This window comes from Candidatus Leptofilum sp., assembly GCF_965223525.1.
Taxonomy (GTDB): domain Bacteria; phylum Chloroflexota; class Anaerolineae; order Promineifilales; family Promineifilaceae; genus Leptofilum.
In genome coordinates this window covers 2,246,360-2,272,895 of record NZ_CBDCWX010000005.1, presented here as the reverse complement: position 1 = coordinate 2,272,895, position 26,536 = coordinate 2,246,360, and the positions used below count along the sequence as shown (strand labels likewise).

21 protein-coding genes are annotated in these 26,536 nt (G+C 53.6%); 4 read left to right on the top strand and 17 right to left on the bottom strand.

What is annotated here, in order from left to right; translation table 11 throughout:
* Positions 1-46 precede the first annotated feature (46 nt).
* The gene (locus ACOQPM_RS15420; protein WP_420630158.1) at positions 47-3,214 is read left to right on the top strand and encodes an alpha-mannosidase; all 3,168 of its coding nucleotides are present in this window, start codon (positions 47-49) and stop codon (positions 3,212-3,214) included.
* Between the two features lie 83 nt (positions 3,215-3,297).
* Here the strand turns inward: ACOQPM_RS15420 and ACOQPM_RS15415 are convergent, their stop codons facing one another.
* Complete coding sequence (locus tag ACOQPM_RS15415) at positions 3,298-4,152, bottom strand: AraC family transcriptional regulator (protein ID WP_420630157.1); 855 nt, start codon at positions 4,150-4,152, stop codon at positions 3,298-3,300.
* Between the two features lie 105 nt (positions 4,153-4,257).
* Here ACOQPM_RS15415 and ACOQPM_RS15410 point away from each other — a divergent pair, with 105 nt between their 5' ends.
* The 3 genes from ACOQPM_RS15410 to ACOQPM_RS15400 all read left to right on the top strand — a co-directional run bounded on the left by ACOQPM_RS15410 (position 4,258) and on the right by ACOQPM_RS15400 (position 7,937).
* Positions 4,258-5,388 carry a uroporphyrinogen decarboxylase family protein gene (locus ACOQPM_RS15410; protein WP_420630156.1) on the top strand — a complete coding sequence of 377 codons (1,131 nt, stop codon included), beginning with the start codon at positions 4,258-4,260 and terminating at the stop codon, positions 5,386-5,388.
* A gap of 60 nt (positions 5,389-5,448) precedes the next feature.
* Positions 5,449-6,102 (top strand): cobalamin B12-binding domain-containing protein, encoded by a 654-nt coding sequence (locus ACOQPM_RS15405; RefSeq protein WP_420630155.1) that lies wholly within the window; start codon positions 5,449-5,451, stop codon positions 6,100-6,102.
* A 113-nt stretch (positions 6,103-6,215) separates the two neighbouring features.
* Positions 6,216-7,937: a nitrilase-related carbon-nitrogen hydrolase gene (locus tag ACOQPM_RS15400; protein ID WP_420630154.1), complete on the top strand. Its 1,722-nt coding sequence runs from the start codon at positions 6,216-6,218 to the stop codon at positions 7,935-7,937.
* Between the two features lie 67 nt (positions 7,938-8,004).
* Here the strand turns inward: ACOQPM_RS15400 and ACOQPM_RS15395 are convergent, their stop codons facing one another.
* The 16 genes from ACOQPM_RS15395 to ACOQPM_RS15320 all read right to left on the bottom strand — a co-directional run bounded on the left by ACOQPM_RS15395 (position 8,005) and on the right by ACOQPM_RS15320 (position 26,528).
* On the bottom strand, positions 8,005-9,489 hold the full coding sequence (locus ACOQPM_RS15395) for an aldehyde dehydrogenase family protein (protein ID WP_420630153.1): 1,485 nt from the start codon (positions 9,487-9,489) through the stop codon (positions 8,005-8,007).
* 79 nt (positions 9,490-9,568) lie between these two features.
* Positions 9,569-10,840 (bottom strand): acyl-CoA dehydrogenase family protein, encoded by a 1,272-nt coding sequence (locus ACOQPM_RS15390; protein WP_420630152.1) that lies wholly within the window; start codon positions 10,838-10,840, stop codon positions 9,569-9,571.
* Positions 10,841-10,913: 73 nt separating this feature from the next.
* On the bottom strand, positions 10,914-12,539 hold the full coding sequence (locus ACOQPM_RS15385) for an alpha/beta hydrolase (RefSeq protein WP_420630151.1): 1,626 nt from the start codon (positions 12,537-12,539) through the stop codon (positions 10,914-10,916).
* Between the two features lie 43 nt (positions 12,540-12,582).
* Positions 12,583-14,055, bottom strand: a complete 1,473-nt coding sequence (locus ACOQPM_RS15380; protein ID WP_420630150.1) for a dihydroorotase — start codon at positions 14,053-14,055, stop codon at positions 12,583-12,585.
* A 64-nt stretch (positions 14,056-14,119) separates the two neighbouring features.
* The gene (locus ACOQPM_RS15375; RefSeq protein WP_420630149.1) at positions 14,120-15,295 is read right to left on the bottom strand and encodes a CaiB/BaiF CoA transferase family protein; all 1,176 of its coding nucleotides are present in this window, start codon (positions 15,293-15,295) and stop codon (positions 14,120-14,122) included.
* A gap of 1 nt (position 15,296) precedes the next feature.
* Positions 15,297-15,803: a 3-isopropylmalate dehydratase gene (locus ACOQPM_RS15370; protein ID WP_420630148.1), complete on the bottom strand. Its 507-nt coding sequence runs from the start codon at positions 15,801-15,803 to the stop codon at positions 15,297-15,299.
* Between the two features lie 45 nt (positions 15,804-15,848).
* The gene (locus tag ACOQPM_RS15365; RefSeq protein WP_420630147.1) at positions 15,849-17,096 is read right to left on the bottom strand and encodes a 3-isopropylmalate dehydratase large subunit; all 1,248 of its coding nucleotides are present in this window, start codon (positions 17,094-17,096) and stop codon (positions 15,849-15,851) included.
* Between the two features lie 60 nt (positions 17,097-17,156).
* On the bottom strand, positions 17,157-18,542 hold the full coding sequence (locus ACOQPM_RS15360; protein WP_420630146.1) for a hydroxymethylglutaryl-CoA lyase: 1,386 nt from the start codon (positions 18,540-18,542) through the stop codon (positions 17,157-17,159).
* 93 nt (positions 18,543-18,635) lie between these two features.
* A complete protein-coding gene (locus ACOQPM_RS15355) occupies positions 18,636-19,430 on the bottom strand; it encodes an SDR family NAD(P)-dependent oxidoreductase (protein ID WP_420630145.1) in 795 nt (264 codons plus the stop codon).
* Entirely contained in the window at positions 19,431-20,390 is a 960-nt protein-coding gene (locus tag ACOQPM_RS15350; RefSeq protein ID WP_420630144.1) for a hypothetical protein, read from the bottom strand. It abuts the gene before it with no gap.
* A 74-nt stretch (positions 20,391-20,464) separates the two neighbouring features.
* Entirely contained in the window at positions 20,465-21,190 is a 726-nt protein-coding gene (locus ACOQPM_RS15345) for a hypothetical protein (RefSeq protein WP_420630143.1), read from the bottom strand.
* Positions 21,191-21,270: 80 nt separating this feature from the next.
* The gene (locus ACOQPM_RS15340; protein ID WP_420630142.1) at positions 21,271-22,458 is read right to left on the bottom strand and encodes a Rieske 2Fe-2S domain-containing protein; all 1,188 of its coding nucleotides are present in this window, start codon (positions 22,456-22,458) and stop codon (positions 21,271-21,273) included.
* Positions 22,459-22,527: 69 nt separating this feature from the next.
* Complete coding sequence (locus ACOQPM_RS15335; RefSeq protein WP_420630141.1) at positions 22,528-23,520, bottom strand: alpha/beta hydrolase family protein; 993 nt, start codon at positions 23,518-23,520, stop codon at positions 22,528-22,530.
* A 106-nt stretch (positions 23,521-23,626) separates the two neighbouring features.
* Positions 23,627-24,787 (bottom strand): hypothetical protein, encoded by a 1,161-nt coding sequence (locus ACOQPM_RS15330; RefSeq protein WP_420630140.1) that lies wholly within the window; start codon positions 24,785-24,787, stop codon positions 23,627-23,629.
* Positions 24,788-24,837: 50 nt separating this feature from the next.
* On the bottom strand, positions 24,838-25,638 hold the full coding sequence (locus ACOQPM_RS15325) for a red chlorophyll catabolite reductase (RefSeq protein WP_420630139.1): 801 nt from the start codon (positions 25,636-25,638) through the stop codon (positions 24,838-24,840).
* A 74-nt stretch (positions 25,639-25,712) separates the two neighbouring features.
* Positions 25,713-26,528, bottom strand: coding sequence for a hypothetical protein (locus ACOQPM_RS15320; RefSeq protein WP_420630138.1), 816 nt, complete (start codon positions 26,526-26,528; stop codon positions 25,713-25,715).
* Positions 26,529-26,536: the final 8 nt, after the last annotated feature.

Genomic DNA, 26,536 nt, shown 5'->3' with positions numbered 1-26,536 from the left:
TTACTGGTCTCCAATCTCCAGTCTCCAAAAGCAGACTGGAAGTGAAATGCCCAAACGAAAACCAAGAGACCCTGAACGCAGCCCCGACTTGCCCCATGAATGGATCGAGCGCCATCTTGCTCGTATCGCTTCATTTATTACTTATGCTCCCATCGAACTGACCTTTTGGGAATACCGTCGCGCCCGCCTGACAGCCCCCGGCAGCTACCAATTCTTAGATGAGGCGTGGAGGGTTATTGAGGTTGGCGAGCAGTGGGGTGGCCCGGATACAACGGCCTTCTTTCGCAAAACGCTTGTGATACCTGAGAGTCATTCAGGGTCAGACGTTTATTTGGACATTGATATGGATGGGGGAGAGACGCAGCTTAGTATAAACGGCCGTCCCTGGCAAGGTCTCGATTACTACCGCAGTCTGGTTCCGTTAGGCGAGTTTGCCCAGGCTGGGCGCGAGCTAAAGCTAGAAATGGAAGCGTTCATCATCAACTATCCCTACGATGCCCGCCGCCATGATGAGCGTGACTATCACCTGTTCCGCCAAGCAACCCTGGTAAAAATAGACCGTGAGCTTGAAGCCTTTCTCCTTGACGCGCGTCTGGTGTTGGAGGCTTACAAGAGTTACTGGCAAAGTGACGAAAATCTGGAAATTGAAGGCTTTTTACGCCACCATTTAGAAACAGCCTGCCGAGAAGTTGGTGCTTGTCTTGCTTCCCGTGAGGAGGCTCGTGCTACGGCCGTTCGCGCCCGCCAAATTTTGCGCCAAAACGTGTTCACCAGCGACTTTTACCGACATGCTGGCAAAATGAACATCTGCGCCCACTCGCATTTAGATATTGTCTATCTGTGGCCGCTGAAAGAAACATTGCGTAAAAATTGCCGCACCATCACCAATATGCTCAGTCTGATGCGGGAATATCCAGATTACCTTTTTAGCTACAGCCAGCCCTACCTTTACGAAAAGCTGGAGGAGATGTACCCGGAAACCTTTGCCGAAGTGAAGCAGCGGGTGGTCGAAGGACGCTGGGAAGTGATCGGAGCGATGTACGTCGAGCCAGATTGCAATCTGCTGGGGCCAGAAAGCTTCGTGCGGCAGCTTCTTTTTGGTCAGCGGTATATCCGCGAAACGTTTGGCATCACGTCGGAAACGTGCTGGCTGCCGGATGTTTTTGGCGCGGTGTATACGCTGCCCCAGATTTTACGCAAAAGTGGCGTCAAATATTTCATGACGGCCAAGCTAAACATATGGAATGACACCAACGTCTTTCCCCACGACACCTTCCGCTGGCGTGGGCCAGACGGCAGTGAGGTGTTAGTTCACTTTCCACCCACCCACTTTGCCCAAACGTACTCGTTCAATAATTTGCAGCGTCAATGGCAGGATTTCCGCGAAAAAGAGACGGTGGGTGAAAACCTGTTCGTCTATGGCTTGGGGGATGGTGGCGGCGGCCCCACCCGTGAAATGGTGGAGGCGAGCTTGCGAACGGCCGTTTTCCCCGGACTCCCCCACAATCAACTCACCTTTGCCGAAACATTTTTCCACAGCATTGAAAAAAGAGCCGCCAACTTGCCAATTTGGGACGATGAACTGTATCTGGAAGCCCATCGCGGCACCTACACCACCAAGGCTGGCCTCAAGCGGCAAAACCGCCAAGTGGAGACGCTCTTCCGCAACGCCGAAATTTTAAGTTCGCTGGCCTGGCTCTATGGCGCACCCCGCCAGCAGGAGCGGCTGAATGAGGGCTGGAAGCTGGCAATGCTGAACCAGTTCCACGACATTCTGCCCGGTACGCACGTGCCGGAAGCGGTGGCCGACATTCAGCAGGATTATGATGCGGCCTTTGCTATTGGCCATGAAGTTCAAGGAGCGGCCGTTGCTCATCTAGTGCAGCAGCTTAAGCCAGAGGTGGCACAGGCAAATGATCTGATCATCTTTAACACGCTTGCTTGGCAGCGGAATGAATTGGTGGAAACTGCGTCTACTGGGGCAACGGCCGTTCGGATCAACGGTGGTGAACTTGTGCCAGTGCAGGATTACAACGGCCGTGCCTACTTCCGCGCTCCCGATCTTCCCAGTTTGGGCTGGACGGTGGCGGCTTTTGGGGAGGGGACGGCCGTTGACCACAACCAACAAACCGCCACCTTTGCCAACAACCGCATCGAAACTCCCCTTTACCAAATTGAGCTAGACGAGGCTGGTAACCTGGAACGCCTCTACGACAAAACCAACGACCACGAGGTATTGGCTGCACCGGGCAACGCCTTTCAGGTTTTTGAGGATAATCCTGGCACCAAGTTCAGCGCCTGGGACATTGCTTACCATCTTGAAACGTACCAGCACCCCGTAAAGCAGACGGCCGCATGGCAACTGGTCGCCAACGGGCCACACTTTGCCGTCTTCACCAGCAGTTGGCAAGTGCTAGATTCCACCATCGAGCAAGAGATGTGGCTGTACCACGACAATCCCCGCATTGACTTTCATACCCGTGCCGAGTGGCGCAACAGCCGCAAGCTGCTAAAAGTCGCCTTCCCCCTGCAAATTCGCAGCCGCGTCGCCACCTACGACCTGCCCTTCGGCCACATCGAGCGCGCCACCCACCGCAACACCGACTGGGAGCAGGCCAAATTTGAAGTTTGTGGCCACAAATGGGCCGATATGTCTGAGGGAGATTACGGTGTTGCCCTGCTAAATGATTGCAAATATGGCTACGACGCACGGGAAAACGTACTGCGCCTCTCGCTCATTCGCAGCCCCATTCGGCCTGACGCTACCAGCGACCTCGGCCACCATCAATTTACCTACTCACTGCTGCCTCACGCTGGCGGTTGGCGGCAAGCCCAAGCGGATCGCCGCGCTTATGAACTTAACATCCCCGCTTTGGCAATTCCCTTAGAGCTGCAAGCGAGTGAACAAAATGCCAACCTGCCGGCGACCTGCTCACTGCTGAACATTGAATCCCGCAGCCTGATCGTGGAAGCACTAAAGCAGTCAGAAGACGGTGATGAACTCATCCTGCGTACCTTCGACAGCCACGGCAGCCATGCTAAGACAAAGCTTGTCTTCAATGCCGACTTAGACAATGTGGCCGAAACAAATTTGCTAGAAGAAAGCCCAGAAGCTGTAGAAAACATTGATCCCCACACCTTTATTGCCAGCTACACGCCGTATGAAATAAAAACGCATCGTCTCAACTTTTTTCGTGGGGGTTTGCGTGATTAATGAAGCGTGAAACGTGAAACGTGACAAGATGTCATCACGTTTCACGGCCTGTAAACTCCGCGAATTCACAAAACTCCCAATCATTAAACAACGCGCGATCGCTGGTTCATTTTGCGAAACTGGATGGGGGAACAGTGCCAGCGTCTTTTGAACAGATGATAAAAATGGCTAAGATTGCCAAAGCCCACCTCATAACAAATTTCAGTGGCGGCCATATCGGTGTGGAGCAGCAAATCAGTGGCATAATTGAGGCGCAAATCATTGATGAACTGGGATGGCGTGATCCCGAGGTGCGTCTTGAAAGCTCGCCCCACATATTCGGGTGTGCGATTGGCTAAACGCATCAGAGCCGTTCTGCCCTCGACTAAATTTTCTTTTCCCTGCATCTGTTGACACAGTGCTTTCAGCCACAGTGGCACATCCCCTACATAATCTTCAAAACGGGCAATAAAGAAGTTTGAGACAATTTGTGCCAGTAAAGCTCTGAGCGTAACGCAGGAGTGACTTTTGTCGCGGTACATGAGCTGCCCCCACTGTTTTAATTGGGCTGAGATCCAGCTTGATTCGGCCGTTGTCAGCAAAACGGTGGGGGGCAATGGCAATTCAAGTAAGGCGTCTTTTTGTTGAGCGATGTTGAGGAAAACGGCCGTTTCCTCAAAAGTCTCCTGCAAAAATGCCAAATTAATCAGTTCACAACGCTGGTTTTCATGCTGACGAAAGAAGTGAGCATCCTCAGGCCGAATAAAGACAAGGCTGCCGCTTTGCACCAAAATCACCTCGCGATTCACATGATGATAAATGCTGCCAGCGGCAATGAGAAAAATTTCAAAAAAATCATGCACATGCTCCCGCGTTGAAATCCCCTCTACAAACGGAAAAAAAGTATAGTGACCCTCAATTTCAGAATCAATGATATTTGCCGCCAGTCGTTTTTCCATAAATATCAAATTAGCACAAAGATAGGCTAATTACTCACAAGACAAAACAGTCGCATTTTCGGTATTGTACAATAAGAAACAGTGTATCTAAAAGGATGAGGTGAAATGGTTACTTCAGCAGTAAGACCCAACTATGGTGCAATGCAACTGGCAATTTTTCGCGGCGAAGACCCCGGCGGTGTGCTTTGGCAGCCCCGCTTGGATTGGTGGTACAAAGTGAACAAGGCCAACGGCACAATTCCCGACCACCTAAAAGACGCCACCTTCCCGGAAATATGCGACTACTGCCACGCTTCAATTCGCTACTTCATGTGGGATCGCTCCTGGCTGCGCGGCAATTCCTGGCTCAAATTTCGCTACAAAACGGTGGATGTGGAGCTTGATTGGAAAGATGATCAAACCCTGCGCCGCACCTGGCACACGCCAATTGGGGATTTGTCCCAAGTGATCGAATTTGATGAATGGAAAGTATCTTCACACATCACCGAATATCGCGTTAAGGAAGCCGAAGATTTCAAAATCCTGAAATACATTCACGAAGATGAAGAGTGGTTCTGGGACGAGGAGCTATTCCAGCAAGATTTAGCCAAATATGGTGAGTATGGCACTCCCCAATTTTACTTCCGGCGTTCACCCGTGCAGCGCTTGATGATTGAGGAAATGGGCTTACAACAAGCCATCTACTTCATGTACGACCATCCCACCGTTTTGGAAGAGTACGTTGAATTTGCTACGGCCGCTGATGATGTCATGTATGATGTCATTTGCAAAAGCCCCGTACAGATTATCAATTTGGGCGAAAATGTAGACGGGTTTATTGATTCCCCCAAGGTTTGGAAAAAGCATCTGGTTCCTTATTACGCCATGCGTACAGACCAGCTTCATGCGGCCGGTAAATTTGTTTCAGTGCATATTGACGGCACGATGAAATCACTGCTGCCTCATCTACGAGATTTTGATTACGATGCAATTGAAGCACCTACGGCCGCACCGCAAGGCGATGTCACCATTGAACAAATACGGGATGCCGTTGGCGACCTAATCGTCATGGACGGCATACCCTCATTGCTAGTAAACGAAAACCAATACCCAGTTGAAGAAATGGTTGCCTACACTAAAAAAATGGTTGACTTCTTCTACCCCCGCCTGGTTCTGGGCGTTTCGGATGAGGTACCTCCCGGTGCAGATATTGAACGCATCCGCATGATTGGTGAATTGGTGAAAGAACTGGTTTAGACAGCAGATTTTTCATAATTCATCCCTCATAATTCAAAATTTTTTACGAGAGTAAGCAAAATGAGCAGAGAAAACGAAATCTTAGATTCACTATTTAACCACACGATTGACGGTGAGCGTGACCCAGTAGTTGCTTTAACCAAAGAGGCTGTTACACTGGGGATGGATCCCCTTGTCACTCTTTTTGATTCTCTTATTCCAGCATTGGAAGAAGTGGGGCGTTTATTTGAAGACGGCACCTACTTTGTCCCAGAAATGCTCGTGGCAGCCAGAGCTATGGCCGGGGCAATGGCTATCTTGCGCCCTCTCATTGCGGAAACGGGCGCGAAGCCTGTGGGCAAGTTTGTTATGGGAACAGTAAAAGGTGATATTCACGATGTTGGCAAGAATTTGTGTAACATCATGCTGGAAGGTGCAGGCTTTGAGGTTATTGATTTAGGCGTTAATGTTACTGAAGCTGCCTTTGTAGAAGCCATACAAAAGTATCAACCAGATGCAGTAGGTATGAGTGCATTTTTAACAACCACAATGACCATGTTTAGCCCAACCATTAAAGCAATTGAAAACGCTGGTCTGCGAGACGGTGTAAAAATATTCGTAGGCGGGGCACCTGTTACGCAGGAGTATTGTGATCATGTTGGCGCTGATGGTTATGCACCTAATGGTAGTGCGTTAGTGCGTGAATTAAAACGTCAACTGGGCGTCTCTCAGTAAGCGGCCAACAAATTCTTCCTTTAAAAAGTGACCGCTTACTTCAAGGTCATCTGCCATTTCCAAATCACTTGTTTGTGGATGCCCTCTTAGCGGCCATCAAATATGAGGTTTTTATGTCAAATCCCACAGTTCGCGTAGCTGCATTGCAATTTGGTGCAGGCGCAGATGTTCAAGAAAATTTGGAAAAATGTTTAGCCATGATAGACAAAGCTTCCGAGCAGCAGCCGGATTTGATGGTGCTGCCCGAATTTGTTAATCACCTCTCTTGGTATGATGATAAGATGCATTGTTTTAACGTCTCTGTTGCCCTTGACGGTGAATTTTTAACGGCCGTTTCCCACAAAGCTCACCAGCACAACTGCCATATCGTCATCAACGTTACCTTGCAACAGGAGGATGGCACGGCCACCGGAACCAGCCTGCTTTACGGGCCAGACGGCCGTTTGCTTTCCACCTCAGACAAACAGGTGCTGATGGGGCATGAAAATGATTTCCTTGAACGCGCCCAGGCAGCTACACCCATCACCGAATCGCTGCTGGGTAAACTGTCTACCTACGCCTGCATGGATGGCGTGATTAACGAAACACCCCGCGCTTTGGCCTTGCGTGGGGCGCAAATTTTAGGCAACAGTCTCAACTCCTTTGCCCTGGATGAGGCCAGCCTGCACGTACCCGTTCGCGCAGCGGAAAATAAAGTCTTTGTGGTAGCGGCCAACAAGGTTGACCCGCTCATCCCCGAATTTTTGCTGGAGCCAGTGAGCCAGGCCACCAGCATTCCCGTCCATTTTCTGCATGGCGCAGGCGAAAGCCAAATTGTGGCCCCAGACGGCACGGTGCTGGCCAAAGCACCCCGCACGGGAGATGCCGTCATCGTGGCCGATATTGATCCCAGCTTAGCCGATGACAAACAACGACCCGACGGCACGGACATTTTTGCCAGCCGTCGCCCGGAGCTTTATGCCGCCATTGGCCAGGAACCACAGCCGTTGGACTTTCCGGTAGGTGCGGCCGAACTGCAAACGGCCGTTTACCAACCCATTGCCAACGGCCCCGACGCCATCGAAGAAGCGGCCGAAGCCATTGCCCAAGCCGCCGCCAACGGTAGCCAGCTCATCGTGTTGCCGGAACTGTTTTGCTTTGCCGATGGGGTAGTGGATGATGTGGATACGGCCGTAACCACCAGCCAGCAAGCCGTCCAAACCCTCACTGCCGCTCTACAAAATCAATCTGCATTTGTGGTTACAAGCATTGTGGAGGCAGTAAATAATGGTGGAGGTCACGCGCACGTTGGCGTTGTCATCAACAGTGAAGGCCTCATTCATCGCCAGCCGCAGCTACATCGGGTCAATCGGCACGCAAATTGGGCCACCAGCCTGGGCGATGACCTACAAATTCTGGAAGCACCGTGGGGACGCTTTGCTCTCATCGTGGGGGATGACACTATCTATCCCGAAGCGTTTCGCCTGGCATCCCTGCAAGGGGCCGACGTGGTGGCTGCGCCGATGCACGTTCAGGAACGGTGGGAAGTAGAGCTAGGCTTGCTAGAACGCTCGGCCGAGAATCGCGTCTGCCTCATTGCCGCCAGCCGCCCCACCCCAGCCGGGCAAAGCCTCATTTGCACCCTGCACAACGATTTCACCCTGATGACGCCCTGGGAAACACGGCCGTTCGATGGCAACATCAGCTATCCAATCGTCACCCACGCCACCGACCAGCCCGGCCTGACCACCGCCACCATCCACCCCGCCCATACCCAAAACAAAGAAGTGTCCAAAAATACGGATGTAGTAAATGGACGGCCGTGGTATTTGGTTGAGGCAATTACAGAGCGTTAATTTTTTGCACCACAGAGAACACGGAGCCCACAGAGCTTTTTTCTCTGAGTTCTCTGTGGCAAATTTTTTATACTCCCGCCACGCCAACAACCCGCCGCCCCATAAAAAAGTGAAACGTCTCTGCCGTGCCTTCTTCGCCGAAGCCGCTGAGCTTCCAGGCGGGGCGTGGGGCCATCGGGTGCAGACCAATCAGGCTGACCCCGTTGACCTTCACGCCGCCCGTTTCCATCTGCCGGGCAATGGTGAGCGCATGTTCCTGTTCGCCAAAAACGTAACCACCCAAGCCATACGGCGTCTGATTAGCAAGCTGAACGGCCTCGGCATCAGTTTTGAAAGGGTGAACGGCCGTCACTGGCCCAAAAATCTCCTCTAATGTTTCAGATGAATCTATCCCCGTGATGAGTGCCGGGGCAAAAAAGGTGCCGGGCAAATCGGGCAGAGGCGTGACCTGATGCACCGTGCCGCCGCGTGACTGTAAATGAGCAACGGCCGTTTGTAAATGCCCCCGATGCCTCGCATGAACCAGCGGCCCCATCTGGCTGCTTTCATCCAGCGCATGGCCAACTTTCACTGCCGCCAACGCTTCCAGCGTTCGCTCCAGCAAATCGTTATAAATTGTGTCCTGCACGATGAGCCGCCCCAGGGCACGACACCATTGGCCGTTGAGCGTCGTCATCCCAGCCACAATGCCCTGCGCCGTTTTGTCCAGATCGGCATCGGCCAGCACCACCATGGCATTGTTGCCGCCCAGTTCAAGCTGAGCTGGCTTAAAGTCGCGAGCGCAAGCCTGGGCGACGGCCCGCCCCCCTGCCAAACCACCCGTGAAAGAGACGCAGCGAATCCGGGCATCATTCACTAAATATGCGCCAACGTCGGCACGGCCGTTTACCAACTGAAATACCCCCGCAGGCAAGTCCACTGCCTCTGCTGCCCGCGCCAAAAAAACGGCCGAATAGGGCGACCATTCACTCGGCTTCAAGATGACCGGGCAGCCTGCCGCCAACGCCGCCCCCACTTTATGCGCCGCCAGCGCCGCAGGGGCATTCCACGGGGCAATGCAGGCAGCAGGCCCCCACGGTTGACGATGAACCTCCACCTCAGCCAGTTCGCCGGACAGTGTTTGCAACGTACTGCCCCCACGCAACATCTCCGCCGAAGCGGTAAACGTGAGATGGGTAATCATATTCACCAAGCGCGAGGTGTTGATGACAATCCCCGTTGTCAGCGACTCCAATTGAGCAATGTCCTCGGCACGTTCGGCCAGCCAAGCTCCCATTCTCGTCACCAAATCGGCTCGTTCCGCAATGGGCAAATTCCGCCAAACACCGGATTGGTGTACCTGCCACGCGGCCGCCAACGCCCGCTCCAAATTGGCCTCACTGGTTGCCATTTGCTGCCCGATTGGGCTGTTGTCGTGGGGATTACGGTTTACGGCCTGCACTGAACTGCTCAACGGTGTTGAGCTTGCCGAAGTGGCCGTTATCGCCACAGTCGGCGGCAAAAATTCACCAGCGATGTAGTCGGTCAAATCAGGGATTTTTACGTTATTCATAGAATTATCTCACTTGATATTGCGTATTTCGTATTGTGTAGGGGATGCTTTTTACGCAATACGAAATACGCTCTCACACTCACACCCTAAACACATCCTGTCCCTGCCCCTCCACCACCATTTTGGCCGCTTCCAAACGGCCGCGTTCTGGCGGGAAGGCCATGACCAAGCCCATCGAAATGTCGCGTAGCATGCGGGCAATGACGCCGCTGTTGCCCGTGTTGCTCGTGCCGCACATTTTCAGCGCCCCCTGCGCCACATTGAGTGCCGCTTCAGAGACAACGCCTTTGCACATGCGCCACTGCCGGATGACCAGCGGCTTGGGCAGCAACGGCGGCTCTGATGTCTCCAAATCGAGTTGACGAAGCAGCCACAAACGCCCCGTCTCCAAATCCACCGTCATTTTGCCGATGAGTTCCTGGTGGAACGGGCTTGTGGCAATGGGCAAGCCGGTATCCTTGAATTTCATTTCGGTCGTAAAGTTGAGGGCAAAATCATACGCTTGCTTGGCCGCGCCCAAGTAAATGGCCGAAATTGCCAACTGGTTGCCTAGCAACGAGCCCCGACTCATCTGCATCATCGTCACAAACGCGTCGGGGATGGCCAGCGCGTCTGCATCGGGCACAAAAACGTTTTCCATGACGATGCCCTGGGAGGCGGTGGCCCGCATCCCCAACGAATCCCAGGCAGCGCGCTCAGTCACGCCGGGGGCATCTTGCTTTACAAAAAACATGGCGAGGCCTGCGGCCGTTTCGTATCCCTCTAATTTTGCCGCCACCAAATATTCATCGGCGACGCCTGTGTTGCAGCCAAAGCTCTTGGTGCCGTTGAGCAGCCAGCCGCCTTCTGTCTTGGTTGCTTCAGAAGAAATAAAGACGGCACTCTTGGACGATTTGGCCGTCTCGCTGGCAAAGTTGCCCAGCAATTTGCCCTCCGCGCCCATTTTTCGCAGTACTTTCTCGCCAAATGCCCGCACGACGGGCGCGTCTTCGTCGCTAAACTTGCCTGCTGCCACGGCCTCCAAAGCCAGCAACCCGCGTGAAACGCTGCTGCAGTGGAAGAAGTAGGCCAGCGCCGTGGAGGGACAAGCCGTGCCCAGAGCAAAGGTGGCCGCTGCCAGATCACGCAGCGTGCCGCCCAAGCCCCCGTATTTTTCTGGCACGACCAGCCCCAGCAGTCCGGCCTCTCGCAATGTCTCTTTGTGCGGCCGATAAAACTCGCCTGCCACATCCGATTCTGCTGCGTGCTCGCGCAGAGCAGGCAGCACGCTTTCCACGCGCCGCGCCCGCGCAATTTCGGCAGCGGTCATCCGTTCGAGGAAAAATTGGGCGGTAAGTGGTTTGTTTGTCATGGATGGTTCCTTTTTTATTGCGTATTGCGTATTCCGTTTTTTACACACTACAAAATACGCACTACGAATCAAATCAAACAGAAAATAGCGGCCCCACCGGCAACACCAGCCAGTAGAGCAAGAAGGCCTGGAAAACGGCCGTTAGCCACAATCGTTGGGCAACCTGATAAATCAAGCCGCCACTCAGCCAAACCAGAGCCAAAATGATGAGCCCTTGCAGGCCACCTAACATGCCGGAGATTGATCCCAAAGCGGCGAGAAAGAGCGTGTATAAAATGAAGGGGATCAGGCCGATGACGGCCGTAATCAACAAAGCACCCCATCCCGCTCCAGACTGATGAACAAGCTGGATTTCCCGCAAACCAATAGCAAAACCGAGAGCGGTGAACGGTGTGTAAATGAGCAGCCAGATGAACCGCTGCCCGGTGGGGTAGAAGAACAGCCCAGTTTGGATAAAAGCGGTGACTATGCCCAAAATCCCTAGACTAATACCAATTGCTAGCACAAGACGTTTGGGGGAAACGGCTGTTGCTTGGGAGCGAACAAAAGGTAAACGGCCGTTCACCCCCGGCACACGCCCCCGCCAATACAGCAGTAGTAACAACAGCCCGTAGCCACCGATAAAGCAAACATAGTACAGATTGAAAGCAGGCAAGCCCAACGGCAGCACAAAAAACAGGCCACCAAGCAAAAGGGCAAAGGGAACGGCCGCCAGCCAAAGAGCCGTTTTCCCGATCAGAAAACGATTCGTCTGCTCAATCTGCAAATGAAAGGTTAGCGGCGTGCCCGGCCACGTTTGCGCCGCCCAGCGCCAGCCAGCAGCCACCGCTAAAAATATTCCCACCAATCCCACAGCCCAAAGAATGAGGCGCATTTGCGCCGTGGCTGCTTCGGCTGCCAGGGGAATGCCCCAACGCTGGCCAGCCCATGTTTTGGCTTGGGTCATCACGCGCGGCGAATAAATTTCATAATTGTGCACCAGCCTATCCAGCACGCTCAGCTCGCGCCTCCAGCTGCTGGCTTCGCCTTCTTGCAGCTTGCCCAGCAGCAGTTTTGCCGACGACGGCGGTAAAATATCGTCCCACTGACCGCTCATGAGCAAAACGTCGCTGGCCGGGAGATTAGTACTGAGCCCTTTTACCCACAGCAGCTCGCTGTCAGACACGCCTGTGAAGGTTTCGGCCTGCTGGTTGCTTTCCAGGTTTACCTGCGCCCCCAGCAAGATGAGTCCAGCCACCGGGTCATCTGTCAGGGTCATCGCCTGCAAGCCCACCCGCGCCCCCATGCTGTGCCCCATGATGATGATTTGGTTGGGCGCTAGGCCAGATTTGGCGGTGAATGCCTCGATGCCAGCCAACGTTTGCCAAGCCAGGTCAGCCGTAGCAGCGTTGTCGAAAGTGATTGTGCCGGGGGAACGGCCGTGTCCCGAAAAATCCATCGTCATGACAGCCACACCCGCCTGGGCAAATTCGCTGGCGGCCGTTCGCATCGCCATTTGGTCGCTGCCGAAGCCTGCCAGCAGCAAAATCCCGGCGGGCTGCGTGCCGGGGTAAAAGGTGGCGGAAAGCGGACGGCCGTTTGGATCCGACACCGCAAATTTCTCGCCATCAGCCAGCACCCGATCACCGCTGTACAAAAAGAACAGTGCAACGGCCGTTAAAGCAATGCCGATGAGGGTGAGAGTGGGTAATTTTTTCATAGATTTGAAGCGTAGTGCGTAGTGCGTAGGAGTTGTCTACGCACTACGCACTATTCGGCCGTTTCTGATATTCTCCCGACGCCTCCCCAACAATATTGCCATTGTCAAAAACTAAATTGCCACGCAGGAAGGTTTGTTTGACCTGTCCGGTCAGTTCCTGGCCTTCAAACGGCGTGTAGCCTTGCCCGGACTGCGAATCGGCGGCACGCACGGTGAAGGTTTGGTTGGGGTCAAACAGCACCAGATCGGCATCGTAGCCGGGGGCGATGTCGCCCTTGTTGAGCAGGCCAAACCGCTGGGCGGGGTTCCAACTGAGCAGTTCGGCCATCTGGTTGAGCGACATGCCACGCCTGTGGCCTTCGCTAAAGACGCCAGAGAGCAGGTATTCCGTGCCGCCAAAGCCAGATTTAGACAGCCAAATGTCGTCGGGATGGTCGGCGTTGTATTTAATTTCGCTGCGGCAGCAGGCGTGGTCGCTCACAATCCAATCAATCTCCCCGTTTAGCACCTTCTGCCACAAAAATTCCACATCTTCACGAGGGCGAATGGGTGGATTGACCTTGGCCAACACCTGCGTGGGCGTGTCAATGTCCAGCAGCAGATGCCCCACCGTCACCTCGCGGCGGAAGTTGATGTGGGGGAAAATCTCTTGCATCATCAGGGCGGCTTCCACTGCCTTGCGGCTGCTGAGATGCAGCAGGTTGATGTTGAGGCATTCGGTTTCGTAGGCCAAATAGCTGGCGATGAAGACGGCCAGCCCCTCGGAATGGGGCGGGCGGGCGGCGTTGTAGGCGTGCAGCCCCTTTAGCTTGCCGTCCCGCTCGACGAGGGCGGTGTAGGCGTTGAGAATGTCGGCAATTTCGCAGTGCAGGCTGAGGCTGAGGTAGGGGGCTTGCTGCGGATAATCGTGCAGCATTTGGGTCAGGCGGCGCATGATAAATTCAAAGTGGGCAAAGTCGTACCGTTCCCCTGGCTCTAGCTGGAGGAAGTTGTGCTGCTGGTCGGAACGGCCGTGCAATCCATGCCCCCCATAAAACATAAAAATCTTAAAGGATGAGACGCCAAAATCGGTGAGCAGTATGGGCATTTCATCCAGATGCTTTTGGTTGATGGGTGCCAAATGGTAGGCATAATCAACCCAGTAGTTGCCCTGTGACAAGGCCAGCACTTCCGGGAAAAAGTCGCGGTAATAGCCGCCTTTGTTCAGGTAATATTCGCCCGTGCGGAAGTAGGTCAGGGCGGTCGTCACGCCGCCCATCGCCGCCGCTTTGCTCTCGGTAACGGCATCGTCGGCCAACGGCTGGTAAATGCCAACGTGCATGTGGGCATCCACCAGGCCGGGGAAGGCGAGCAGGCCGCCGCCATCGCACACTTCTTTGCCCTCCTCGGCAAGAATATTGGGCGCAATGCGGGCAAATTTACCGTCTTTAATGCCGATGTCTGTGGTGGGAACGGCCGTTTCGTTCGGCCGCACCAAACGTACATTTTTGATGATTAAATCGAGTTCTGGGGTCATAGCGTCCTCGTATTGCGTATTGCGTATTTCGTATTTGGTTCCTTTACGCAATACGGGTTCGTTTTTAAGTCACAACAATATTTGCCGAAACAAATTCTTGAATTTCTTCTTCCGAATAGCCTAACTCCTGCAAAATTTCGGCCGTGTGTGCCCCAATTTCTGGTGGGTCGCTGCGGATGTTGAAATCTTCATCGCCGAGGCGGATGGGGAGCTTGGGCAGTTTGATTTTACGGCCGTTGGGCAACGTCGTCTCCAGCAACCCACCCCCTTCGTTTAGCTGCACATCATCAAATAAATCTTCTGGGCGGGCGATGGGACTAAAGGGTAGGTTGGCTTTTTCGCACCGCGACAATACATCATTTTGGCTCATTGGTTTCACCAGTTCCTGAATGGCAGGCAGCAGCCAGGTTTGGTTTTTTACACGGCCGTTATTGGTAGCAATTCGCTCATCTTGCAGCCAATCTTCACGGCCAAACTCGGTGCAAAACCGCGCCCACTGGCTGTCGCTGGTCACGCCAATGAAGACGCGCCCCCCATCGGCCACCTCAAATTGGTGGTAGATGCCCCAGGCGCTGACGCGGGTGGGCATTGGCGGCACAGATTGACCCGACATAGCGGCATAGGCCATGTGCTGCCCCATGAGGAATGCGGCCGTTTCAAACAGCGTACTTTTCACCAATTGGCCTTTGCCCGTCTGCTCCCGTTCGCGCAAGGCCAGCAAAATGCCAATCACGCCGTTCATTCCCGTCATGATGTCTACCACCGAAGCCCCGGCGCGGAGCGGGTCGCCCGGTCGCCCCGTCATGTAGGCCAAGCCGGACATCATTTGTACCACTTCATCCAAAGCCATCCGCTTTTCATACGGCCCCGGCATAAAGCCTTTTAGACTGCAATAAATAAGCCCTGGGTATTTCTCGCGCAAATCATCATAGCCAAAGCCGAGCCGTTCCATGGTGCCGGGACCAAAGTTTTCGATGAGGATAACGGCCGTTTCTAATAACCGATACACCACCTTCTTTCCCTCATCAGATTTCAAATTAACGGCCAGACTTTTTTTGTTCCGGTTGGTGAATGGGGCAAAGCCCATGCCAAACCCCTGCAAGCGGCGCGTCGGGTCGCCGCCTGGGGCTGGCTCTACTTTGATGACTTCTGCGCCAAAGTCAGCCAAATACATGCCGGTGCTGGGGCCCAGCACGGCGTGGGTAAATTCTAGGACGCGGATTCCATCAAGTGGCAGCAAATCAATCCTTCCCAGGTAAATAACGGCCGTTTTCCTTCAAATAATTCACCAACCCACCCGCCTGCAAAATTGCCAGCATGACCTCTGGCATTTTGGTGGCGCGGTAGGTGACGACGGCCGTTTCATCCACAACTTCTCCCCGCAGCAAATCCACCTGCAAGATAGAGCCAGGCTGAATAGTGTGTACGCCAATTTCTACCAGCGGCAAACCCACGTTGATGGCGTTGCGGTAAAAGATGCGAGCAAAATAGGCTGCCACAACCACGCTCACCCCAGCGGCCTTGAGCGCCAGGGGCGCTTGCTCCCGCGAGGAGCCGCAGCCAAAATTGTCACCCGCCACCAAAATATCACCCGGCTGCACCCGATCCTTAAATGTGGGGTCGAGGTCTTCCAGTACGTGCGCCGCCAACTGGCTCATATCCAGCGTTTTGGTGTACTTGCCGGGGATGATCCGATCTGTGTCAATATGGTCGCCGTAGACGTGGGTGGGGGCGGTGATGGGTTTCATGGTGGGTAGAGCGTAGTGCGTAGTGCGTAGAACAACCTCTACGTACTACGTTCTACGCACTATTCCTACCTCCTTCGGATCAATAATCTCGCCAGCCACGGCCGTTGCCGCCACCACCGCCGGAGAAGCCAGATACACTTGTGAATTGGGATTGCCCATACGACCGCGAAAGTTGCGGTTGGTGCTGGAAATCACCACCTCGTCGTTGCCGGGGATGCCCTGATGGGTTCCCACACACGGGCCACAGCCAGAGGTGATAAAGGTAGCACCAGCCGCCGATAAAATTGCGGCCGTTCCATCTCGCAAGGCCGCGTTGAATACTGCTCTGGATGCCGGCGCCATAATCAGTCGCACGCCGGGTGCCAATTTTTGCCCTTCCAGCACCCGTGCCGCTTCTTGCCAATCTTCTAGACGGCCGTTGGTACACGAGCCAATAAAGGCCATGCTCACTTTCTGCCCCACCGCTTCATCAATATCCACCACCTTGTCTGGCGAATGAGGCAGCGCGATTTGGGGACGCAATGTGGAGACGTCATACTCATAAATCGCCCGATAGCTGGCATCAGACTCAGGTTTGACGGACTCAAATTCATAGGGGAGTTGCAAGCCCATCGTGTCTACCAGGCCAGCCTTTGCCCCCATTTCAGCCACCATGTTGGCTAGCGTCATGCGGGAGGCGAGCGAGAGGTTGTGTACGGCCGTTCCCATGAACTCCACTGCTTCATAGGTCGCCCCGCTAATGCCCAGCCTGCCCACCAAATACAAAATCACATCTTTGGCAACCACGCCTGTAGGCAAACGGCCGTTTAGCACAATCTTGATGGAGCGCGGCACTTTGAGCCACGTTTGCCCCGTTAGCATAATGGCGGCTAGATCAGTAGAACCCATGCCAGCGGCAAAAGCACCCAACGCACCATACGTCAGCGTATGCGAATCGGCCCCGATGAAAATGTCATGAGGTTTTACATGCCCATTTTCCACCATGAGCTGATGGCAAATTCCTTCGCCCACATCGTACAGCATACAGCCCGTTTCGCGGGCAAATGCCCGGATTAGCTCATGCAAATTAGCCACGCGCTCATTCGGCGCAGGCGTGGCGTGATCCAGTACCAGCGAAAAGTTGGCGGCATCCCACAAGCGCGTCCCGCCCATTTCTCGGAAGGCCTGGATCGCCAGTGGTGCCGTCGCATCCGTCGCCATTGCCCCATCCACAGGCACAATAGCGATGTCACCTGCCCGGACGGTGGTTCCAGCGTGTTGGGAGATGATTTTTTCGGCGATTGTTTGGGACATAAATGCGTATTGCGTATTGCATATTGCGTCATTCATACGAAATACGCAACACGCAATACGTCAACTCTCTAATTGGTAAATTTTACCCGGCAGCTCTTCACCAAAGAACGCTTCAAATTCACGGGAAATAGCAGCTAGTTTTGGGATGTTTACGGCCGTTTCCACCCCCATCTCGTGCATCATATTGACCGTGTCTTCGGTGGGGATGTTGCCCTTGGCACCTTTGATGAAGGGGCAACCACCGAGGCCGCCAAACGAGGTGTCGAACAGGCGAACGCCGCTTTTTAGGGCAGACAGGCAGTTGGCCAGCCCCATGCCTCGCGTGTCGTGCAGGTGCATGACGATGGGTACTTCGCCAGCCAATGGCAAAAGCTCCTGAATAGTGCTCCGAATTTGGTTGGGATTGCCCAAACCGGCCGAATCGGCCAACGTTAGCTCATCAATGCCCATGGCCAAAAAGCGGCGGCACAGGCCAACCACTTTGGCTTGTTCAATGTTGCCTTCGTAGACGCAGCCAAAGGCGGTTTGTACCCCGGCTCGCACGCCCATGCCCCACGCTCGCGCCTGCTGCACCATCGCCGCCATGCGCTCCATCCCTTCTTCGATGGAGCAGTTGGCGTTTTTCAGGCTGAGTGTTTCACTGGCAGGCACGCCCATATCCACATGGCGAATGCCAGCGGCGTGGGCACGCTCCAGCCCTTTCATGTTGAGAACAAGCGCGTTGTACTGTACCCCGTCTAGCTGCGGCAGTTGGGCGCACACCTCGGCGGCATCGGCCATTTGCGGCACCAGCTTGGGGTGGACAAAGGAGGTGACCTGGATGCGCTTAAGTCCGGCTTCGGCCAACTGGCGAATCAACTTTACCTTCATGGCGGTGGGTACAATTTTCTCGCGGGTTTGAATACCATCCCGCGGACCAACCTCGATGATAGTGGCACTTGGCGGCAGGGTGGGTTCGTCTAACGCTTCGCTGCGCCGCCACAGGCGGCTGTGGTAAAGCAGCGGCGTATCTTTGTCGCTAGAAGCCACATCCACCACTTCGCCGACAAAGATGGTGTGGTCGCCGCCGTCGTACATTTCCCAGACGCGGCAATCTAGCCAAGCGATGGCTTGGGTGAGGATGGGGCAGCCGGTTACGGCCGTACCCACCGCCACCCCCGCAAATCGATCCTCCACCCCCGGAATCATCCCAGCAAAACGCATTCCCAGTTCACGCTGGGTGGCACCCAAAATATTGACGGCAAAGCTGCCGCTATCGGCAATGACGTTGTGGGTAAACAGCTTCTTGCTCAGGCTCACCAGCACCAGCGGCGGCTCCAGGCTCAGGCTGCTAAACGAACTGGCCGTAATGCCAATGGGCGTACCGTTGTGAACCGTCGTAACAACGGTCACACCTGTGGCAAATTGGGAGAGGGCTTTTTTGAACTCTGTGTGATCAATGGACATTTACATTTTCTTTTACCACAGAGCGCACTGAGAACACGGAGATTTCTTCTTTTTTCTCTGTGTGCCCTGTGTTCTCTGTGGTTCAAATATAATCTAGGAAAACAAATCTCGCTGGTTAAACCGGGCTGTGGCGAAGCGTTTGATAATTTTGAAGGATGTGAGCCACTCGATGCTTGCGCCTGACTTTTCGTTGGCTAACACTTGTTCCACCAGCCAAGGGGTGACGGTTTCTACCTTATCGCCCAGGGTGTTGAACACTTTTTTGGCGGATTCCAGCCCTTCTGGATCATCTTCATACTGCTCAGTAATAAAGTCGGTGATGACGATGCCCGGGCTGAGGGTGCTGACTTTTACGGGGGTAGCGGCCGTTTCTTTGGTGAGTGAACGGGACAAAAAGCGCACGGCCGATTTGGTTGCGCCATACAGACTAATGCCTGCACGGGTACGGCCGTTGCTGCCGAAACCTTCCATGTTGTACAAATGCCCCTGCCCCTGCTGTAACATGCCGCGAATGGCAACTTGAGAGCCAAAAATGAGCCCCTTCAAATCAATATCCACAATTTGATGCACTTTTTCTACCGGAATCTCCCACACGTTGATCATGGGATGCCCCACTCCAGCATTGTTGATCCAGATGTCTACCTTGCCAAATTTAGCAACGGCCGTATCCCACAAGGCCTGATGATCGTCGGGGCTAGTCACATCGCCCGCTTGCCCAACTAAACGCTCTGAACTATGAACCTGACTGAGTGAGGCAATGGCTTTATCCACGCTGGCTTGGGAACGGCCGTTTACAACCACGTTGCAGCCGCGTACCAAAAATTCATTTGCCAAACCGTAGCCAATGCCACGACTGCTGCCTGTAATGACGACTGTTTTCATGCTCATTTAGTAATTCGCTCCCAAAACCAACCCCGTCTCTTCCCAATTCACCACCCCAAACGTCATGTACTGCCGCTTGTCGCCTGCCAGCCAATCCCAAACGACGCTCATGGTGTATTGGTCATCAATAATAAATTCGCGGCCACGAATTTTGAGGGCTTCACCAAAGAAATGTTGCGAAGTGTAAAGGGCACGGCCGTAGGCAATCCCATTTCCCAGCACATCCGGCCCCTCGAAGGTGTGGCGAATGCCGTTCCGCGCTCGTTGGAAGGTGTAGCTGCGGTCGGTGATCCCGCTAATCGTAACGGTCATCTCAGAGCGCAGCAGCGTGAGCGGTTTGTAAACAATTTCTACCTGATTCGAGCCAACCATTTCCTGCTCGGCATTGAAAACCTGCATCTCGCCTGTCCACCTGCCGGCATGTTTCATCGGCAAAACGTGGGGCTTTTTGCCGTCCATCATTTCCTGCGCCGTAAACGCGTCAATGCGCGCTTGGGTGTCTGGATTGCTGTGGTAATCGTAAGCCACTTTGTAGATGCCGTTGAATACACCATTGATGGTGGGGCCGTCATACAGCAGCGAAGAGTAGACCTGCGTCTCACCGTCGGGCAACACATGCACCATCGTGCGTAGGTCACTCGTCCAGCCAGGCGAGTAGTAATGGGCATCTACCAGCGAGCCAAAGGGATGCCCCGCGCCGATAAAATCTGGCCCCATGTAGACGCGATTATTGCCCTGATCATCCACGCCGAAGGCAAATTTGTCTGCTTCAAACCGAGCCCGCAGCGGGCCAACGGCATCCAGCCGCGTATCCATCGTGTAGGTCACACGCTCCCCTTCAAAGCTGCTTTCACGGAACACCTTGTTGTAGCCAACATGATTTCCCACTGCGTCGAAGATTGAAGGACGGCCGTGCCATTCGCCCGTGATTTTTTCTTGCCAGGTAGAAGGTTTTTGTTCTGCCATATTTTTCCTTACTTTTATTGGGTATTGCGTAAAAAACATGCCCCTACGCAATACGAAATACGCGATATCTTCATCTAAACGTCTTGCTTTATCAGTAATTCTCTCAATTCCTTACTCACTTCTTCCCCCAACAGCCGATCAATCTGCGCCCAAACCGGGTCAACCGCTGGGTTGAAAATGGCAGCGCGATTGCGTTGATCCCGTTGGCTAAAGTTGTGGTTATCCAGCCCTTCAAAGGTAGAAACCGACAATTTCGCCTCCACGACCTTAAACCAGTGTGCTAAATATTGCTCTACATGCTCATCAATTTGGGCAAAGGCTTCCTCGGTGGCGCGGTAGGCCAGCATCCAGGGGGACATGATAGCGTATTGGCGCGGCGAAAGGTGCGCCGGAGTCAATCCCTCGATCTCTTTGGCCGAGTCGAAAATTTCGGTTAATGGCTGGAAAAGCTCGTTAATGTAGGCCAAATTTGCCCCCAAATCCACGCGAGGGATCATGTCCAGATGGAAGGCAAAGTGGGGGCCAGCCAGCACCGAATCGAGCGTAAAGTGGGGGGTGGGGCTATCTGGCGCGGTGAAAGCAAAAATCATATGTGAATCCAGCCCAATTGGCGGCACGGTGAGGCCAATGTAGACCATCTTATGCACCGGTCCACCGGAAAAGACGCGCACCTGCCCCACCGGCGCAGGCGACATGGGGGAAACGAGTGTTTTATACGGTTCGCCATGTTCGGCCAGGTTAAACCGATTCACGATGGCGTTGAGAGTATTTTGGCTGAGGGTATTTGCTAGTGATGACATGGGGATCTCCGTATTGCGTATTTCGTATTGCGTAGGGAAGCTCCTTTTACGCAATACGCAACACGCAATATGCTCTAATTTTACGTACTCTGCCGCTGTTCAGAACGCTTTATTTCGCCCGGACGACGCAACTTATTTTCGGCAGGCTCTTCATGGCCGACGGCGGGGACCTCTTTCATAACCCAGGCGTTGGCTAGTTCGGGAACTTCGCGCCGGGCAGGTGAAGGGATCACCACAGCTTGATAGTTGCCATACTCTGAACGAATTTTGTGCATGTCTATGCCGTAGCCCATATCAAAATATTTGGCGCGGGTTTTGCGGAAGGCTACCTGGATAGCGTCTGATTTGACGTGTAGCTCGGCGGCTAAATCATAAGGCAGCAGTTCGGGACGCTGCGCCACCACAAACGGATTGTCTTCATCAAAGATTTTGATAACGCGCCGCGCCGCGTCTCGGTCCGCCAGGGGGGATTTGAAGAAATCACGCAGTAGCTGCCATTTGGTGATTGTTTTGTTTTCATTGATGGGTACATGGGCGTTGAAGAGCCGCTGAAAGCCAAAGGGAAGGCGCACTTCCAGGAGAGTGACGTTGGGCATCCACCAGGTATTGGTCACTTTAATGTGTGGCTGTACCTTTTCTTTGGCATAGAGTCGTCGCCACAGCCCCTTGACAGGTTGCGGTTTGAAGGAAATGGTGGCTGAGGCGGCCAGATCGCTAATGTAATCAACGCTGTAATCCTCGATTTCAGGTTCGTCTCGGTTGCCAAAGGAGCCGCCGTGTACCCAGGCACCATGCGAGAAATCAATGCCATTTTCTAATGCACGGGCAAAATGCACGGGCCATTCGTAAATGCCGGTAATGCGGCGCAGCTCACTGTTGTCGAAGTGGGGCAGTTCGGGGATTAACGGCCGTTCCGCTTCCGGTAAATCACCCAAAAATGCCCAGACCCAATTGTATTTGTCCACGGCCGGGTAGCTGTCTACCCGCGCCTTCTTGGGAATGGCGCGATCCGGAGGGTTGGCCGGAATTTCGACACAGGCGCCGTCCTGCTTGAATTTCCAGCCGTGGTAGGGGCAGCGAATGCAGTCGCCCTCGACAAAACCGTCGGACAAAGCCCCGCCGCGATGAACGCACAAGTCGCTCATGACTACTGGCTTCCCGGCACTGTCCCGGTAGAGCACCAGCTCCTGCCCCAAAATGGTGAGGCGTTTGGGCGTGGTAGTGACTTCTTCGCTAAATTCGATGGCGTACCAGAAGTTTTTTAACATGATTTTCTCCGTATTGCGTATTTCGTATTGCGTAAACAAACCAAATACGCAATACGAAATACGCAATAATTATTTTGATTTACACATAGCAATCAGCGGATTGCCGCTGCTGACCTGTTGTTTTAGGGCAAGGCGCGATTTTGCACTGCCGCGAATGTGTCCGTCAATAAAAAAGTGTATCAGGGTGATGAGTTCGTTGCGGATACGGTCGTCTTCTTGCGTGGTTGGGTGGTCTAGAAACGGCCGTCCCGTCGTCTCATCAATGGGATGTACACATGAAAAATGATTGGCACCATCCAAGATAACAAGATATTTGTCTTGCTGACCGCCATCAATACCTTCGGCAAAGGTGCGTTCCAGGGCAAGCGTGGCGGATGGGTTTTCCAGCTTGTACCGATGGGCGCTGGCCTCGATGACGCCATCCTTGCTGCCGCCCAAAATGAGTAGCGGTAGATGGCTGCTGATTGGCAAAATGGTTCCTGCTTCAAACCCCAAAAAGGTAGCGGCCATAGTGTGCCCTGCATAACAAAACGCCCCTTTGATGGCCGGAAACCAGTCGGGATTGGCATTTTGCAGCGCCATTGTGCCACCTGCTGAATGCCCACCCAGGATGATTTTATCTAAGTCGAGCAGGCCAGCGAGTGGGGTCGTATTGCGTGTTGCGTGTTGCGTATTTTGCAGTTGGTCTAGGATGGGTTGGATGGCGGGACAAGTAGGTTTGCTGCCATATGTTTGGGGGGAAACGGCCGTTAAATCCACACCGGGCGTCAAGCTAATGAACCCTGGCATCTCCTCAGCAATCCAGCTGTAAGTGACCACCACCAATCCTTGCTTCGCCAAAGCCACAGCCAGCCAATGGTACCCTTCCAAGCCCACGTTGATTCCTGGCATAAAAATAACTACCGGAAATGGAGCCAACGTTTCATCGGCGGGAATAACGCCTGTATTTTTTGCACTCTCGCTATCCAACACCGCTGGATAATAAATCTTCAGCGTCACCGAATCGTATGGCGAAACGGCCGTTTCGCCCTTAACTGCGCGATAAAATGCTCTAATGGTCATCCTTGTTCCGTTTAATTCGTATCTTTTCAGTGTCATACCCGCGAAGGCGGGTATCCATCATTTCGACTGGAGTGGATTCCTGCACAGGCAGGAATGACATCAGGGCTTAAGCCAGCGTTGTTTCCTTCACCTTCACCCGGATGTCGAGCGACTCGACAGGTGCTTTTTGGTTTCGCTTGAGCATGAAGTAGGTACTCAACACCACATGCGCCCCAATGAAGACCCAGTTGATGATGTAGGTGATCAAATGAATCGGTTCTACGCCAATGAGTGATTGGCTTATTAGCGTGAACAAAAAGACGCCGTAGCCGATGTAAACATGCGTCACCCGGATATGCCGGCGCGGCTTGGGGACTCCATAAAAATAAAAGCTGGCGACGGCATGGATGAAAAACAGCAAAATGAAGAGGGTGTTAAAGGTGTAATCAACCCAGGCTGGAATCCAGGACATATTGAGGCTATCCCGATAAAAGGCAACTGTGCCAATAATAAGAACGGGCAGCATAACCCAGGCCATGCGCCGATTATGCACGGCCAGCCGCTTTTTGCGGGCGCGAATGGTGCTGGCTAACTCTTTCTTCTCGGCTGGGGTGAGCAGGCGAACTTTTTCTTCAAATTCCGCTTTGGTTTGGTGCGGGAAGTGGCGCGCCGTGGCGATGAGTGAAACGATGAGCAGAATTTCGCCAAAGTTAGCCACGATGCCCAGAGTGGCAGCAAAACCAGAAATGATAAACATCGTTAACGAGCCAAATAGCAACCAGACCCAGCGCGTTGTCACAATCATGCTAAAGCCTATAAACAGTAGAACGGCCATTGTCATGATGGCGGTGATGGGTGGCCCTTCCCAACCAGTGTTGACGTAGCGCAGCGTGCCGCCTTCGGCAATTGGTTCCAGTGTCAGGCTAATAATGTCCAGATAAATGCCCAAAAGTACCAAGGCACCAACGATGACGTAAACGGCCGTTGCCCCATTTTTACGCCACGACCAATCCAGCCCGGCATTACGACTGAGGCGCAATCCATACAACGACAACAGGGGCGTAAACAGCGCATGAGAAATAAAGCGAACACTGTTTAATGCCTCCAGCGTACTGCCTTCGCCGATAGACAGTCCCAAACCAATGACAAAATTGTCATAGACCAACGCCGCCGACACCAGCGGCAAAATGAGATAAATCGGCCGTCTGGTTTTTGACCAGATTTGCAGTCCTAACCCTAATAAAACCAGTTGAATCAAGCCATAAATAATAAAAATTGTGGACTCCATCTTCCTCTCTCCTTTTTTGAATTATGAGGGGCTTGATAGCTTCATAATTCTTAATTCACCCTTTTTAGGGTGCGGTTCCCACCCCACAAAGTTTTCACTAACTCATCGGCCATTGCTTTGCCAAAAAGTCGGTCGGCGATGGCGTTGGCGGGGTCGCGTTCGCAGATGGTTTGGCGCATGTAGAGGTCGCGGGCAGCGAGGGCTGGGCGTTGTGCTTCGGGGACTGGTTCGGCATCATCGAACCAGTCCAGCCAGCGGTCTAGCATTTCGTGCGCCGTTTCGCGGATGAGAGTGAGCGTTTCATCATTGGGTGTGACCATGTAGCAGTGGCTGGTGGGCGATTGGTAAAGGCGCATACTCATATCTTGGCTAACGAAGGGGGAGAAACGGCCGTCGTTCCGCAACTGTAAGAATCGTTCATTGGCTGGGAGCAAATATTTATCGGCATAGGTAGCGTCTGCCCAAAAATCAACGCGGGGCAGATAATCCATGTACATGAAGATGTCTGGGGCGGTGCCCAAAGCAAAGCCAAAGTGGGGAATCTTCACCTGTGCGCCCACGTTGATGGTGAGGTGCATGTTGGTGAAGCTGGTGCCCGGCGTGCCAACCCAGGAGTAAACCAGCCAATCAATCTCTGGCCCGGCAAAGGTGCTGAGGAAGCCGCTGGGCTTGTCCTCACCGCCGTAAGGCTGAAATTTGGCCGAGCAAGGATCGGGATTCAGCGCGAAGCGGGCAAATACCTTCTCTTTGAGCTCTGTAGTGATGCCCCACAGCGCGTCGAACAGTTCTTGGTTGTTGACAGACGGCCGTTCGGCGACCATTTGGGCAATTGATTTGGTTGTGTCGGTCATATTTGTTCCTCGTATTGCGTATTTCGTATTGCGTATAAAATCAACCCCTACGCAATACGAAATACGCAATAAATTCAGTTTGATCGAAGTCGTACCACTTCCACCTTCTCCAATTCCTCATCCCGCAACCAGCGGCGAATGCCAATGAGATGGCCGCGAACGGTGTCTAGCAGCTCTAGTTGTTCGCAGATACGGCCGTTCTCCAGCACCGTTTCCATTTCCAAAAGTGGACCAAACAGTTTGCCGATGCCATCTTTGCTGCGGAAACGGCCGTTGTCCCAGTTCAATATTGTCAATTCACCCGCTTCTTCCCAAATAATTTGCTCATCGCTGACGGTGTGGAAGATACGACGGTACGGCCGTTCATCCTGCACCGTGCCATCGAGCAAAATAGTCCGGCAGGTGCCTTGCCACTCCCGACTGAGTGGGCGGTATGCTTGATTGAGCGTCGGGTAGTCACTCGCTCCGCTTTCCGGCACGGCGACCCCGGCAATGTTGGCGATCATTTCGGTGGCGTTAAAAAATTTGCCGCCAGTTAGTTGGCAATCGGCCACAGGCAGGACGGCGAAGGAGCGAAAGTTGTGTCCAAAGTCGGGCCACAACCCTCTTCCCGTCATCGCTCCTTCGCCCCAGGAAATGCCTGTGCCTACCACGGCTGGGCCATGATAGCGTCTAAAACGGCCGTCTACGCTCAATTCAAACACGGGCGACCCAGCAAATCGCACCATTGGATGCCTACTCAGCGCCTTGTCTGGCTGGCAATGCTGGGTGACGCGAATACGGCCGTTCGGTAACTGCGCTAATTCCCGCCGCTGCCGAATCGTGCCGGCAAACGTGCCATCGGGATTGTAAACGTACTCGGTGACGAGCCAGGCACCTAGGAAGGACATGGCTCGTG